The sequence below is a fragment of the Curtobacterium flaccumfaciens genome, from assembly GCF_051548005.1.
Classification (GTDB): Bacteria; Actinomycetota; Actinomycetes; order Actinomycetales; family Microbacteriaceae; genus Curtobacterium.
Genome location: NZ_JBPUGH010000088.1, coordinates 1 through 14,079 on the forward strand (window position 1 = coordinate 1; position 14,079 = coordinate 14,079).

Consider the following 14,079-nt stretch of genomic DNA (forward strand, 5'->3'; position numbering starts at 1 on the left):
CCCGCTCGACCACGCGTCCGAGCGCCGCCGTGGCGGCGATCGCGTCGCCCGCGTACGCACCGGCCATCGCGCCGTCCCGCGCGAGCATCAGTTCGTCCGCGCCGTCGCCGGCGAGCGGGTGCCCGGCGGCCTGCAGCAGGCTGGCGAGCCGGTCCGTGTACCAGTCGCGGTGCATGGCGACGACCTCGCGCACGGGGTCGCGAGGGTCGTGGTACTCGGCGGCGGCGTTCAGGAACGCGCAGCCGCGGAAGTCGACGTGGTCCACCTGCGCGGAGACGGCTGCGACCCAGGCGCGGATCGCGTCGGCGGGGGAGTCGGCCTCGGCGACGATGGTCTCGAACTTCGCCACCACCGCGTCGTGCTGCGCGCGGATGTAGGCGAGGATCAGGTTGTCCTTCGACCCGTAGTGCTTGTAGAACGTCGCCTTCGTGACGCTCGCCTCGGAGATGAGGCGGTCGACACCGACGTTCCGGATGCCCTCCTCGTAGAAGAGCCGCGTGGCGGTCTCGAGGATGCGGACCTTCGCGCCGCCGGTGCGGGGAGCCGGGGGGACGCTCGACCCACCCGGCGACGCGAGGTCATCGCTCGGACCCAGGAGACGCTGGACGGCCGGTTGGGGGGAATCGACCGTCACAGCGTGGCTCCTTGGGCTCATCGGCTCCGTGACCGATCGGGGGGAGACGGTCACGCAGGACTGATGTCCCGAGCCACCGGATCGGAATCTAGGGGGGCTTTCGATCCGGTGGAAGCACAGTACCACAAGGAGGACAGACAGACGAGTCGGTCTGTCCGCAATTCCTGTACCCCAGTTCGAGGCACGTCGTGAACCACGCTGAAACTGGGGGGAACCCTCTCGTCGGTCAGTAGGCTCGTCTCCGATGAGTCACCCTGTGCCGTTGCCACTGGAGGCCCCGGACACGTCGTTCCTGACGTCCGGAGGCGCCTTCGTCCGCCGATCCGTCCTGCCCTCCGGCGTCCGTGTCCTCACCGAGGCCGTGCCGGGAGCCGCCTCGACGAGCATCGGGTTCTGGGTCGGGGTCGGTTCGCGTGACGAGCGCGAGGGGCAGTTCGGCTCCACGCACTTCCTCGAACACCTCCTCTTCAAGGGCACCGAGGGCCGCAGTGCGCTCGACATCGCGATCGCGTTCGACTCGGTCGGCGGCGAGCACAACGCCGCGACGGCCAAGGAGTACACGTGCTACTACGCACGGGTCCGGGACGCCGACGTCCCGATGGCCGTGCAGGTGATCGGCGACATGGTCACCGGGTCAGTCCTCGACCCCGAGGCGTTCGACATCGAGCGCGGCGTCATCCTCGAGGAGCTCGCGATGGCCGCGGACGACCCGGCCGACGTCGCGGGCGAGGCCTTCTTCGCCGCGGCCTTCGACGGGCACCCCCTCGGACGGCCGATCGGGGGCACGCCGGACAGCATCCGTGCGGTGCAGCGCGACGAGGTCCTCGCCCACTACCGCGAGCACTACGCACCGAACGGGATCGTCGTGACCGCTGCCGGGGCCGTCGACCACGACCGCTTCCGCGACCTCGTGGCCTCGGTGTTCCGGCATGCCGAGCGGTCCACCCCGCTCGCACGCCGCACACCGCAGCCCGTCGCCGACCCGGCCGTCCCGAAGCTCTCCGTCGTGCACCGCCCGACCGAGCAGGTGAGCATGCTCCGGGGCTCGCAGGGCCTCGACCTGCGCGACGAACGCCGCCCGACGCTCAGCGTGCTCAACGCCGTGCTCGGAGGCGGCATGAGCTCTCGGCTCTTCCAGGAGGTGCGCGAGCGCCGCGGCCTCGCGTACGCGGTGTCGTCCTTCGCGCCGGCCTACCTCGACAACGGAGCGTTCGGCGTCTACGCGGGCTGCGCGCCCGACAACGTCACGGGCGTCGTCGAGATCGTCGACCAGGAGTTCGCCCGCATGGTGTCGGACGGCATCACCGACGACGAGCTCCGTCGCGCGAAGGGGCAGATCGAGGGGGCGCTCACGCTCTCGCTCGAGGACTCCGACGCGCGCATGACCCGACTCGGGCGCTCCGAGCTCGGCACGGGGGAGTACACCGACCTCGCGACCGCGCTCGAACGCGTCGACCGCGTGACCCGCTCCGACGTGCAGGAGCTCGCGGCTGACCTGCTGACCCGGCCGATGATCACCTCGGTCGTCGGTGCCGTGCGCCAGGAGGACCTCGAGACGGCGATCAGCACCGGGGGTTGAGCATCGACATGTCGCACTACCTGTACCTGGTCCGGCACGGCGAACACCAAGACGCCGAGCACGGACTCCGCGACGGCAAGCTGTCGGAGCGCGGCAAGCGACAGGCGACCCTCGTCGCCGACCGTCTCGGGGGCGTGCCGTTCGACGGCGTGTACCACTCGCCGCTCGAGGCGCCGAGCGAGACCGCGGCGTTCATCGCGCAGCGCCTGCCGTCGATCCAGCCCGAGCCGTCGACGCTCCTCTTCGACTGCATCCCCTCCGGCCCCACCCCGGACATGCCGCACGCGTACCAGGGCTGGTACGGCGGCATCACGGAGGAGGAGATCGTCGCCGGACAGGCCCAGATGGGCGACGCCGTGGCCGAGTGGTTCACCCCGGCACGCGAGGACCGGCACGACCTCCTCATCACGCACAACGCCGTGATCGGCTGGTTCGTCCGGGAGGCCTTCCAGGCGCCCGAGTGGCGGTGGATGGGCACCAACGTGGCGCACACGGCCCTCACGATCATCCGCATCCGCTCGGCGAAGCCGGCCGAGGTCGTCACGCTGAACGACACGGCGCACCTCCCGGTCGAGTTCCGGACCGGGCTGCCGGTCGACCAGCCCGTCTGAGCGCGTCGCGTCGCGCGGGTACGACGGCAGAGCGTCGCGCGTCCGTCGCGCCGGACCGCCGGCCTGGAGGCACGGGTCGGGTCAGCGCACCGGCTTGCGGTACCAGGCGGTCGCGTTCGGGTTCTCGTTGAAGGGCTCGGTTCGCTGGTAGCCGCGACCGCGGTACATCGCGCCGGCTGCCGCGAGCGAGTCGTTCGTGTCCAGCACGATGCTGGTCGCGCCGAGCATCGCGGCCTGCTGCTCCAGGGCGTCCATGACCGCGGTCGCGACCCCGCGGCCGCGGCCGTCCGGCGCGACGAAGACGTGCTTCACCTCGAAGCGGACGTCGACGGCGCTGACGGCGGAGGCCGCGCTGCCCGCCGTGTCGGCGTCGTCGAGCACGCTGTCCGCGATGCGTCGCAGTCCGCCGCACCCGACCGGCACCCCGTCGTCGTAGGCCACCACGAAGACCCCGTTCGGCGGCACGAACTCCGCCGCCGGCGTCCGCTTCCGCGAGTACGTCCCCTGTGCGGTCGGGAACGTCTGCTCGCGCTCGTCGAGGTACGCGTCGAGCAGCGCGTCCACCTCCGGCAGGTCGGCCGGCACGGTCCTGACGTCGAGCGGCATGCCCCGATCCTAGGATGGAGCGCATGGTCACTCCCGTCGCCGTCGTCGGCGCCACCGGTCGGCTCGGGGCCCTCGTGGCCTCGGTGGTCGAGGAACTGCCCGGCTTCGAGCTCGTCGCGAGACTCTCGTCGAAGGACGGCGCCCACGAGGCCCCACCGTCGGTGTTCGCGGGCGCCGAGCTCGTCGTCGACGTGACCGTCCCCGCGCTCAGCCCGGCGATCGTCGAGAACGCGCTCGCCGGCGGAGCGAACGTGCTCGTCGGGACCTCGGGGTGGTCCGAGGCGCGGCTCGCGAAGCTCCGGACCGGCCTCGAGGCCCGACCCGACCAGGGTGTCCTGGTCGTCCCGAACTTCTCGATCGGCTCGGTGCTCGGTACCCACCTCGCGACGATCGCCGCGCCGTGGTTCCCGTCGGTCGAGATCGTCGAGACCCACCACGCCGGCAAGGTGGACTCGCCGTCCGGCACCGCCGTCCGCACCGCGGAGCTCATCGCCGACGCCCGCCGCGAGGTCGGCCCGGTCGATGCCCCCCACGTCGACCAGCGCGCCCGCGGGCAGCAGGTCGCGAGCATCCCGATCCACTCCCTGCGTCTGCCGGGGGTGAAGGCCGTGCAGGACGTCCTGCTCAGCGGCCCCGGGGAGACCCTGACCATCCGGCACGACACGAACGACGACGTCGCGTACCTGTCCGGGATCCGTGCCGCGCTCTCCGCCGTCGGTTCGATGCGGGGCCTCACGGTGGGGCTCGGCAGCGTGCTCGGGATCGGCTGAGGTCGGGTCCGTGCGTTCGGTCCTGCGGTCACCGTTCTGGGGCGCCGCGCTCATGGCGGTGCTCCTCGTGCTCTACATCGTGCTCGTCGGGCAGCGTGCCGTCGCGTTCATCGCCACGGGTGTCCCGGTCGGCATCGGCATCGGCGTCGCGCTGTTCGTCGTCGCGGTGATCGGCGCCCTCCTGCTCGTCCTCGAACTGCGCTTCGGCTTCCGCATCACGCGGCTCGGCGCTCGGCTCGAGGCCGAGGGCGGTGCCCCCGACGACGTCGTGGAGGTGCGCCCCTCCGGTCGGCCGACCCGCGAGGCCGCGGACGAGCTCTTCCCGCGCTACAAGGCGGCGGTCGAGCAGGACCCGTCGGACTGGCGGGGCTGGTACCGCCTCGGCGTCGTCTACGACGCCGCCGGTGACCGCAAACGGGCGCGGGCGGCGATGCGCGAAGCGCTCACCAGGGCACGCTGACGACGGCCGGGCGCGGCTCGCTCAGCGGTGCCGCGCCACCGTCACGCGAGCCGCGCCACCGTCACGCGAGCCGCGCCGACCGATCCTGCGAGGGAGGCACGGGGCGGGCCCGCCCCGTGCCTCCAGGCCGTCTGCTGGTCGCGTTCAGAACGCGGCGTCGACCGCGTCCTCGGCGCGCGTGTACCGGAACGCGTAGCCGGACTCGAGGAGCTTCGTCGGGACCATCTGCTGGCTCGACAGGAGCATCTCGTCCGCGGCTTCGCGCAGGAGCAGTCGGAGGGCGAACGCCGGCACGCCGAAGAGGTACGGGCGGTGGAGGTCGTCGGCCACGCGGTGCGTGATCCGGTCCGAGACCGCCGGCTCCGGCCCCGCGAGGTTCACCGGACCGGACACCCCTGCGGCGTCGGGGCTCGTGGCGAGGTGCACGATCGCACCGACCTCGTCGTCGAGCGCGATCCACGGCCAGTACTGTCCGCCGGTGCCGAGCTTGCTGCCGAGTCCCGCCTTCGTGAGCGGGACGAGCGGTGCCAGCGCGCCACCGCCCTGCCCGACGACGATGCCGGTGCGGAGCGTGACCACCCGGACGCCCTCGGGTGCGGCGTTCGCGGCGGCCTCCCATGCCGTGCACACCTCGGCGAGGAAGCCGGAGCCGGCCGGGGCGTCGTCGTCGAGGACGTCCACCGGCCGGTCGCCGTACACGCCGGACGCCGAGCCGGAGAGGAACAGCGCCGGCGGGTTCGTGGCGTGCCGCATCGCCTCGACCAGCGTCTCGGTGGCGGACACCCGGGAGCGGAGGATCTCCTGCTTGTAGGCGGCGGTCCACGGCAGCTTGCCGATGTTCGCGCCGGCGAGGTTGATCACGACGTCCGCACCGTCGAGGATCGCGGGGTCGAGCGGCCGGGACCCCGGTGCCCAGCGGAACTCGGCGGGGGAGCGCGGCTCGCGTCGGACGAGCGTGGAGACGTGGTGACCCGCTTCGCGGAGCGCGCGGACGAGTGGCGTGCCGATGAAGCCGGACGCGCCGGCGACGAGGATCGAGAGCGGCTGGGGGGTCGTGTCGGCCATGCGGACAACGCTACTCAGCGGCCGGGAGGCGCGACCTGTGCCCGCCTGTGAGGTCGCCGATGTGGGTGGTCGCGTCTAGGCTCGCTGCCGTGACCGACGAGACCGTGCAGCCCGATCCCACCGTCCCCACCCCCTACGAGGACCTGCTGCGTCGCGTGCTCGAGGAGGGCACCCCGAAGGGCGACCGCACCGGCACCGGCACACGGAGCATCTTCGGCGCGCAGCTCCGCTACGACCTGTCGAAGGGCTTCCCGCTCGTCTCGACCAAGCGGGTGCACTTCAAGTCCGTCGCGTACGAGCTGCTCTGGTTCCTCCGTGGCGACGGCAACGCGCGCTGGCTCCAGGAGCACGGCGTCCGGATCTGGAACGAGTGGGCGGGCGAGGACGGCGACCTCGGCCCGGTGTACGGCGTGCAGTGGCGGTCGTGGCCGACCCCGTCGGGTGAGCACGTCGACCAGATCGCCCAGGTCATCGAGCAGATCCGGACGAACCCGGACTCGCGCCGGCTCATCGTGTCAGCGTGGAACGTCGCCGACGTGCCGGACATGGCCCTCGCACCGTGCCACGCGTTCTTCCAGTTCTACGTCGTGGACGGCAAGCTCTCGTGCCAGCTCTACCAGCGGAGCGCGGACATGTTCCTCGGCGTGCCCTTCAACATCGCCTCGTACGCGCTCCTCACGCACATGATCGCGGCGCAGACCGGGCTCGAGGTCGGCGACTTCGTGTGGACCGGCGGCGACTGCCACGTCTACGACAACCACGTCGAGCAGGTCCGCGAGCAGCTCACCCGGACGCCGTACCCGATGCCGACGCTGCGCCTCGCGCCGCGTGACTCGATCGACGACTACGTGTACGAGGACCTCGAGGTCGTCGGCTACCACCACCACCCCGCCATCACGGCGGCGGTCGCGGTCTGATGTCCTCCGCTGCCGCGTCCGACGGCTGGACCGAGCCAGTGCACGGCGTCGGGATGGTCTGGGCGCGGTCGCGGTCCGGGGTCATCGGTGCCGACGGCGGGATGCCGTGGCACGTCCCGGAGGACCTCGCGCACTTCCGGCAGGTCACGGGTGACGCCACCGTGGTCATGGGCCGGCGGACGTGAGAGTCGCTGCCGCCGCGGTTCCGGCCGCTGCCTGGGCGGCGGAACGTGGTGCTCACCCGCGATGCGTCGTGGGCGTCGACCGAAGCCGCTGCCGGCGCCGAGGTCGTGCACGACCTCGCGACCGCGCTCGACACCGACGAGCCCGTCTGGATCATGGGCGGCGGCCAGGTGTACGCGGCCGGGCTCGCCTTCGCCGACCGGGTGTCCGAGACCGTCATCGACGTCGAGGTCCCGGGGGACACGGTCGCGCCGGAGCTCGGCGAGGGCTGGACGCTCGTCGACGAGGGCCCGTGGCAGGAGTCCCGCGTCGACGGCACGCGCTTCCGCTTCCTGGAGTGGCGTCGCGCGGAGCGCACGCGCCCGTAGCGCGTGTCGCGCGCGGCGCGCCGCGCCGCGCGCACCATGGTGGCCGTGTCGAACCACGAAAGCGACGTCGAACCGGGCGCTCCATCTGGTTCGATGTCGCAACCGTGGTTCCAACGGCGCTCACCCGCCGGGGCCGGGCCGCGCCTCCAGGCCGCACCGTCCGGGCGGACTGCGGGCCGGACGCCTGACCCCGGTACGCTGGTCCCCGTGTCCACGCGTGAGAATCCCTTCGGTCAGGTCCTCGTCGCCCTCGTGACCCCGTTCACCGCCGACGGCGAGGTCGACTGGCCCGGCGTCGAGCAGCACATCGACGACTGCATCACCGCGGGTGCGGACGGCATCGTCGTGACGGGGACGACCGGCGAGACGTCCACGCTCACAGACCCCGAGAAGCTTCGGCTCGTCGAGGTCGGCAAGTCCGTGGCCGCCGGACGCGCGAAGATCATCACGGGCGGTGGCTCGAACGAGACTGCGCACGCCATCCACCTCTACAAGCAGAGCGAGAAGGCCGGCGCCGACGGCGTCATGATCGTCACGCCGTACTACAACAAGCCGACCCAGGCCGGCGTCCTCACGCACTTCCGGATGATCGCCGACGCGACCGACCTGCCCGTGATCCTCTACGACATCCCCGGCCGCACGGGCATCCCGATCACCTACGAGACCATCGTGCGGGCGTCGCACCACCCGAACATCCTCGCCGTGAAGGACGCCAAGGGCGACTTCGCCGAGGTCTCCCGGGTGCTCAACAACACCGACCTCATGTACTTCTCGGGCGACGACACGAACGTGCTCCCGCACCTGTCGATCGGCGCCACGGGGCTCATCGGCGTCACGGCGAACATCACGAGCACGCCGTACCGCACCATCGTCGACGCCGTGAACCGCGGCGACCTCGCGACCGCCACCGCCGAGCACAAGCGCGTCGAACCCCTGGTCCGTGCGATCATGACCCACGTCCCCGGCACCGTCGCGGCGAAGTACGTGCTGCACGGGCTCGGCCGCATCGGCAGCCCGCGCGTCCGGCTCCCGCTCGTCGGCCCCGAGGACACCGAGGCCTACGCCATCGAGACCTCCCTCGAAGCGGTCCGGGACATCCCGGGTGCCGACTTCTCGAACTTCCGCCCCGACCGCAACGCAGCGGCCGGCGGCGCACTGCCGAAGGTGCCAGGCACCACACGTTAGGAAAGACCGCGGCGCAGCGGTAGCGCGTCGCACGACAGTCAGGACCGAATGCCCACCCAGATCTCCACACCGCAGCCGCTCGAAGCCGGCACCCTCCGCGTCGTCCCCATCGGGGGCCTCGGCGAGATCGGTCGCAACATGACCGTGTACGAGTACGAGGGCAAGCTCCTCGTGGTCGACGCGGGCGTGCTGTTCCCGGAGGAGCACCAGCCCGGTGTCGACCTCATCCTGCCCGACTTCGCGCCCATCCGGGACCGCCTCGACGACGTCCTCGGCGTCGTGCTCACGCACGGCCACGAGGACCACATCGGCGCCGTCCCGTACCTGCTGAAGCTCAAGGGCGACATCCCCCTGATCGGCTCCACACTGACCCTCGCGCTCGTCGAGGCGAAGCTCAAGGAGCACCGGATCAAGCCCTACACGCTCGTCGTGCAGGAGGACCAGACCGAGCAGCTCGGCCCGTTCCACCTCGAGTTCGTCGCCGTGAACCACTCCATCCCGGACGCCCTCGCCGTCGCGATCACGACCCCCGCGGGGCGTGTGCTGCACACCGGCGACTTCAAGATGGACCAGCTCCCGCTGGACGACCGCATCACGGACCTCCGCGCCTTCGCCCGCCTCGGCGAGCAGGGTGTCGACCTGTTCCTGCCGGACTCGACGAACGCCGACGTCCCGGGCTTCACCGCCCCCGAGCGCGACATCGGACCGGTCCTCGAGAACATCATCACGCGCGCCCGCAAGAAGGTCGTCGTCGCGAGCTTCTCGTCGCACGTGCACCGCGTGCAGCAGGTCCTCGACGCCGCGGCGGCCGCGAACCGCAAGGTCGCGTTCATGGGGCGCTCGATGATCCGGAACATGACGATCGCCGCCGAGCTCGGCTACCTCCGGGTACCGGACGACGTCCTGATCGACACGAAGAAGGCGAAGAACGTCCCGGACGACCAGATCGTCTACATGTCGACCGGGTCGCAGGGCGAGCCGATGGCCGTCCTCGCGCGCATGGCGAACCTCGAGCACCAGATCGAGATCGGCGAGGGCGACACCGTCATCCTCGCCTCCTCGCTCATCCCCGGGAACGAGAACGCCGTCTACCGGGTGATCGACGGGCTGACGAAGCTCGGCGCGAAGGTCGTGCACAAGGGCAACGCGAAGGTGCACGTCTCCGGACACGCCAGCGCCGGCGAGCTGCTCTACTGCTACAACATCCTGCGGCCGAAGAACGTGCTCCCCGTGCACGGCGAGCACCGTCACCTGTACGCCAGCGCCGACCTCGCGATCCAGACGGGTGTCCCGCCGCGGAACGTCATCCTGGGGCAGGACGGCATCGTCGTCGACCTGAAGGACGGCGAGGTCCGGGTCGCCGGCCAGCTCGACATCGGCTACGTCTACGTCGACGGTTCGACCGTGGGCGAGATCACCGACGCCGACCTCAAGGACCGTCGGGTCCTGGCAGAGGAGGGCTTCATCTCGATCTTCGCCGCGGTGGACTTCACCACCGGCCAGTGCGTGGTCGGCCCGGAGATCCAGTCGCGCGGCTTCGCCGAGGACGAGTCCGTCTTCGACGACGTCCGTCCGCAGATCGCGAAGGCGCTCGCCGAGGCAGCGGCCAACGGCACGCGGGACGCGCACGCGTTCAGCCAGGTGGTCCGGCGCACGGTGGGACGCTGGGTCAACTCGAAGCACCGCCGTCGCCCGATGATCGTCCCGGTGGTCATCGAGGCGTAGCGGTCGCTCGCGCGCCCGCACGCGCTGTCCGCCCGTGCGCCATCGGCCTGGAGGCCCGTCACACGTCCGTCACGGACGCTGCGGCGGGCCTCCGCTCGTTTGTCCCCGGGCGGGATTAGGGTCTTGCCCATGGCCGGAGGCACCAAGTCGACCACGCGCTCACGCGCGTCCTCGTCGTCGCGCACGAGCACGACGCGTGGGACGTCGCGCACCCAGGCCACGACGAAGAAGCTCCCGCCGGCCACGCAGCCGCCGGTGTTCCGCGAGCAGAACCCGCTCGTGACCGCCTGGCTCGCCATGGCGCACGGCGTGGGCGCGCTCTTCCGCGTGCTCGGCAAGGAGTCCCTCGAGAAGGACCAGCGCCGCGACGGCTTCCCGTTCCTGCTCGTCCTGCTCGCGATCGCCGGCGCGGTCGTCGAGTGGCTCAACCCGACGAGTGCGGTGTCGGTGAACCTCGACGCCTACACGTTCGGCGGGCTGTTCGGGCGACTCGCGTTCGCCCTGCCGGTCATCATGGTCGTGTTCGCCGGGTGGCTCTTCCGGCACCCCGCGTCGGTCCACGACAACACCCGCATCGGGATCGGCCTCGGCATCCTGCTCGTGTCGATCTCGTCGCTGTGCCACGTCTTCGGCGGGACCCCGAGCGCGGCCGACGGCATGCCGGCCCTCGCGGCCGCCGGCGGCGTGCTCGGCTGGGTGGTCATCGGGTGGCTCGTCACGATCGCGACCGCGTGGGTCGCCGTGCCCGTGGCCGTGGTGCTCCTGGTGCTGTCGCTCTTCATCATCACGAAGACGCCGCCGAACAAGACCGGGCGACGGCTGCACGAGCTCTACGCGTACCTCTTCGGAGCACCGGCACCGGTCGACGAGGCCGTCGAGGCCACTCCCGAGCCGGCCGTGAGGAAGCCGCGCGGCAAGGGGAAGAAGGACTCGCAGGAGTTCCAGCTGTTCGACGACCTCGGCTTCGGCGAGGACGGCGCTCCCACCGACGAAGCCGTCGAGACCGTTCCGTGGTGGCGGCGGAACAAGTCCGGGCGTGAGGAAGACCCGGCCTTCGACAGTCCCGTGCTGCCCGCTGCGGCGACCCGGGCGGCTCCCACGGCACCGCCGGCGGTCTCGCCGAACGCCGGTGCGGCCGCAGGGCTCATCGACCACACGCCGTCCGAGCCGGGGTCCGTGAACCTCAACGACTCAGTCGAGCAGGACCTCGAGCAGGCCGAACGGGCGCTCCGCGACTTCGGCGCCGAGGTGCCCGCCGCACCCGCGCCCGTGGCCGCGCCGACGGTGGGCGAGGCGACCCGTCCGGATGCCGACGTGTCCCCGGTGGTCTCCCCGAGCCTCCCGGCCGAGGACCCCGTGGACGACGTGACCGGAGCGACCGACGCGGCCGACGGCCTGTCGGCGACCGCCGACGACGAAGACCCGGACAAGCCGTACCGTCTGCCGGCGGCGACGACACTCAGCGCGGGGACCCCGTCGGTCGCGCGGAGCCAGGCGAACGACGACATCGTCGCGGCGATCACGGGCGTCCTCACCGAGTTCAAGGTCGACGCGAAGGTCACCGGGTTCTCCCGCGGGCCGACGGTCACGCGCTACGAGATCGAGCTCGGCCCCGGCGTGAAGGTCGAGCGCGTGACGGCGCTGTCGAAGAACCTGTCGTACGCGGTCGCGTCGAACGAGGTCCGCATCCTCTCGCCGATCCCGGGCAAGAGCGCGATCGGCGTCGAGATCCCGAACACCGACCGCGAGACCGTCTCGCTCGGCGACGTCCTCCGGTCGAACGCCGCGCGCAAGTCGAAGCACCCGATGACGATCGGCGTCGGCAAGGACGTCGAGGGTGGTTTCGTCGTCGCGAACCTCGCGAAGATGCCGCACCTGCTCGTCGCGGGCTCCACCGGTTCCGGCAAGTCGGTGTTCATCAACTCGATGATCACCTCGCTGCTGATGCGCGCGAAGCCGTCCGAGGTCCGCATGGTCCTCGTCGACCCGAAGCGCGTCGAACTGTCGATCTACGCCGGGGTCCCGCACCTCATCACGCCCATCATCACGAACCCGAAGAAGGCGGCCGAGGCGCTGCAGTGGGTCGTGAAGGAGATGGACATGCGGTACGACGACCTCGCGTCGTTCGGGTTCCGGCACGTCGACGACTTCAACAAGGCGATCGAGAACAACGAGATCATCCTGCCGGCCGGCAGCGAGCGGAAGCTCAAGAAGTACCCGTACCTGCTCGTCGTCGTCGACGAGCTCGCCGACCTCATGCTCGTCGCTCCCCGTGACGTCGAGGAGTCGATCGTCCGGATCACCCAGCTCGCCCGTGCCGCCGGCATCCACCTCGTGCTCGCGACGCAGCGACCCTCCGTCGACGTCATCACCGGCCTGATCAAGGCGAACGTGCCGTCCCGCGTGGCGTTCGCCGTGACGAGCGTCACCGACTCCCGGGTCATCCTCGACCAGCCCGGTGCCGACAAGCTCATCGGTCAGGGCGACGCGCTCTTCCTGCCGATGGGCTCGTCGAAGGCCCTCCGCGTGCAGGGCGCCTGGGTGCAGGAGAGCGAGGTCGCCGAGGTCGTCCAGCACGTCACCCGGCAGGCCCGACCCGAGTACCGGCAGGACGTCCAGGCCGTCGTCGAGCGCAAGGAGATCGACGCGGACATCGGCGACGACCTCGAGCTGCTGCTCGCGGCCGTGGAGCAGGTCGTCTCGACGCAGTTCGGCTCGACGTCGATGCTGCAGCGCAAGCTCCGGGTCGGCTTCGCCAAGGCCGGGCGCCTCATGGACCTCATGGAGTCGCGTGACATCGTCGGGCCGTCCGAGGGGTCGAAGGCCCGTGACGTGCTCGTCACGCCGGACCAGCTGCCGGGCGTCCTCGCGAAGCTCCGCGGTGAGGAACCACCGGCTGCCGCCGCTCCCGCTGCGTCGCCGACGGGTCCGGCGTCCCCCGGCGGAGCGTCCGCGGGCGCCGCCGTGGCGGGTGGCGCCGTCATCGGCTCCGCGGTCGAGGCCGACGACGACCGCTACGGCGACGACCCGGTGGCGGACATGACGCGCGGGTACCCTGAAGAGGACGACGGACCGGACGAGGACGCGTGGGGACTGACCGGCAGGGAGTGAGTGCGATGACGAGCACCGATCGGACGCACAGCGCGGCGCAGTTCCCCTGGCGTGGACGGCTCCTCCGGAAGGGCGACGGCCCCGCGTCCACGGCGAACGTGGCGAACATCATCACGGTCGTGCGCATCCTCATGGCACCGCTGTTCTTCGTCCTGCTCCTCGCGGACGGCGGGCAGGACACCTCCGTCCGGATCTGGGCGGCGGTCCTCTTCGTCGTGGCGATCGTCACCGACAGCGCGGACGGCATCATCGCCCGGCGACAGAATCTCGTCACCGACTTCGGGAAGCTCGTCGACCCGATCGCCGACAAGGTGCTCATCGGCGGGGCACTCGTCGCGCTCTCGATCCTCGGTGAGCTGCCCTGGTACGTGACGGTCCTCATCATGGTGCGCGAGATCGGGATCACGGTGTTCCGGTTCGCGGTGCTGTCCGACCGCGTGATCCCGGCCAGCCGCGGCGGGAAGATCAAGACCGTCCTGCAGGCCGTGGCGATCACGCTCGCCCTGTTCCCGTGGTGGCAGGTCGTCGGTGACTGGGCGCACTGGGTGAACGGCATCCTGATGACCGCGGCCTTCCTCGCGACCGTGCTCAGCGGGATCGACTACCTCTACCAGGCGTGGAAGCACAACCGGACCGCGGCGTGACGGCGGCTGCGGGCGGTCCTGCCGGAGCCGGTGCGGCGCAGGCGGCGCGGGCGGTCGTCACGGAGCTGACCGCGCGTGGCGAGACCGTCGCGGTCGCGGAGTCACTGACCGGTGGGCTCGTGGTCGCGACCCTCGTGGGGGTGCCCGGTGCCAGTGCGGTCGTGCGGGGAGGCGTCGTGGCGTACGCGACGCCGGTGAAGGCCTCGGTGCTGGGCGTCGAC

General features: G+C 71.3%; 13 protein-coding genes and 1 pseudogene. 11 read left to right on the forward strand and 3 right to left on the reverse strand.

The genetic code is table 11. The features are described from left to right. Nucleotides 1–634 (reverse strand): TetR/AcrR family transcriptional regulator (locus ACSW7Y_RS11115; protein WP_438126347.1); only part of this gene is annotated, 634 nt, incomplete at its 3' end. A 244-nt stretch (nucleotides 635–878) separates the two neighbouring features. On the opposite strand from ACSW7Y_RS11115, the gene ACSW7Y_RS11120 reads away from it, so the two are divergent. Then, entirely contained in the window at nucleotides 879–2,213 is a 1,335-nt protein-coding gene (locus tag ACSW7Y_RS11120) for a M16 family metallopeptidase (protein WP_438126348.1), read from the forward strand. Between the two features lie 8 nt (nucleotides 2,214–2,221). After that, nucleotides 2,222–2,824, forward strand: a complete 603-nt coding sequence (locus ACSW7Y_RS11125) for a histidine phosphatase family protein (RefSeq protein ID WP_438126357.1) — start codon at nucleotides 2,222–2,224, stop codon at nucleotides 2,822–2,824. Between the two features lie 81 nt (nucleotides 2,825–2,905). On the opposite strand, the gene ACSW7Y_RS11130 is transcribed toward ACSW7Y_RS11125, so the two are convergent. Beyond that, nucleotides 2,906–3,430, reverse strand: a complete 525-nt coding sequence (locus tag ACSW7Y_RS11130) for a GNAT family N-acetyltransferase (protein WP_438126349.1) — start codon at nucleotides 3,428–3,430, stop codon at nucleotides 2,906–2,908. 23 nt (nucleotides 3,431–3,453) lie between these two features. Here ACSW7Y_RS11130 and dapB point away from each other — a divergent pair, with 23 nt between their 5' ends. Continuing rightward, nucleotides 3,454–4,200, forward strand: a complete 747-nt coding sequence (dapB, locus tag ACSW7Y_RS11135; RefSeq protein ID WP_438126350.1) for a 4-hydroxy-tetrahydrodipicolinate reductase — start codon at nucleotides 3,454–3,456, stop codon at nucleotides 4,198–4,200. Between the two features lie 10 nt (nucleotides 4,201–4,210). Continuing rightward, nucleotides 4,211–4,660 carry a tetratricopeptide repeat protein gene (locus ACSW7Y_RS11140; RefSeq protein ID WP_438126351.1) on the forward strand — a complete coding sequence of 150 codons (450 nt, stop codon included), beginning with the start codon at nucleotides 4,211–4,213 and terminating at the stop codon, nucleotides 4,658–4,660. Between the two features lie 144 nt (nucleotides 4,661–4,804). Here the strand turns inward: ACSW7Y_RS11140 and ACSW7Y_RS11145 are convergent, their stop codons facing one another. Further along, on the reverse strand, nucleotides 4,805–5,725 hold the full coding sequence (locus tag ACSW7Y_RS11145) for a TIGR01777 family oxidoreductase (RefSeq protein ID WP_438126352.1): 921 nt from the start codon (nucleotides 5,723–5,725) through the stop codon (nucleotides 4,805–4,807). Between the two features lie 59 nt (nucleotides 5,726–5,784). Here ACSW7Y_RS11145 and ACSW7Y_RS11150 point away from each other — a divergent pair, with 59 nt between their 5' ends. From ACSW7Y_RS11150 to ACSW7Y_RS11180, 7 genes and pseudogenes are all read left to right on the forward strand, one after another. After that, a complete protein-coding gene (locus ACSW7Y_RS11150; RefSeq protein WP_438126353.1) occupies nucleotides 5,785–6,642 on the forward strand; it encodes a thymidylate synthase in 858 nt (285 codons plus the stop codon). Between the two features lie 53 nt (nucleotides 6,643–6,695). Beyond that, nucleotides 6,696–7,193: pseudogene (locus ACSW7Y_RS11155) on the forward strand (dihydrofolate reductase). A 207-nt stretch (nucleotides 7,194–7,400) separates the two neighbouring features. Further along, complete coding sequence (gene dapA / locus ACSW7Y_RS11160) at nucleotides 7,401–8,378, forward strand: 4-hydroxy-tetrahydrodipicolinate synthase (protein WP_022903605.1); 978 nt, start codon at nucleotides 7,401–7,403, stop codon at nucleotides 8,376–8,378. Between the two features lie 48 nt (nucleotides 8,379–8,426). After that, nucleotides 8,427–10,103 carry a ribonuclease J gene (locus ACSW7Y_RS11165; protein WP_438126354.1) on the forward strand — a complete coding sequence of 559 codons (1,677 nt, stop codon included), beginning with the start codon at nucleotides 8,427–8,429 and terminating at the stop codon, nucleotides 10,101–10,103. 129 nt (nucleotides 10,104–10,232) lie between these two features. Next, nucleotides 10,233–13,214, forward strand: a complete 2,982-nt coding sequence (locus tag ACSW7Y_RS11170; protein ID WP_438126355.1) for a DNA translocase FtsK — start codon at nucleotides 10,233–10,235, stop codon at nucleotides 13,212–13,214. 5 nt (nucleotides 13,215–13,219) lie between these two features. Then, a complete protein-coding gene (gene pgsA, locus ACSW7Y_RS11175; RefSeq protein WP_438126356.1) occupies nucleotides 13,220–13,858 on the forward strand; it encodes a CDP-diacylglycerol--glycerol-3-phosphate 3-phosphatidyltransferase in 639 nt (212 codons plus the stop codon). Beyond that, nucleotides 13,855–14,079, forward strand: a 225-nt coding sequence (locus ACSW7Y_RS11180) for a CinA family protein (protein ID WP_438126358.1), incomplete at its 3' end; no start/stop codon positions are given. The genes pgsA and ACSW7Y_RS11180, both read left to right, overlap by 4 nt.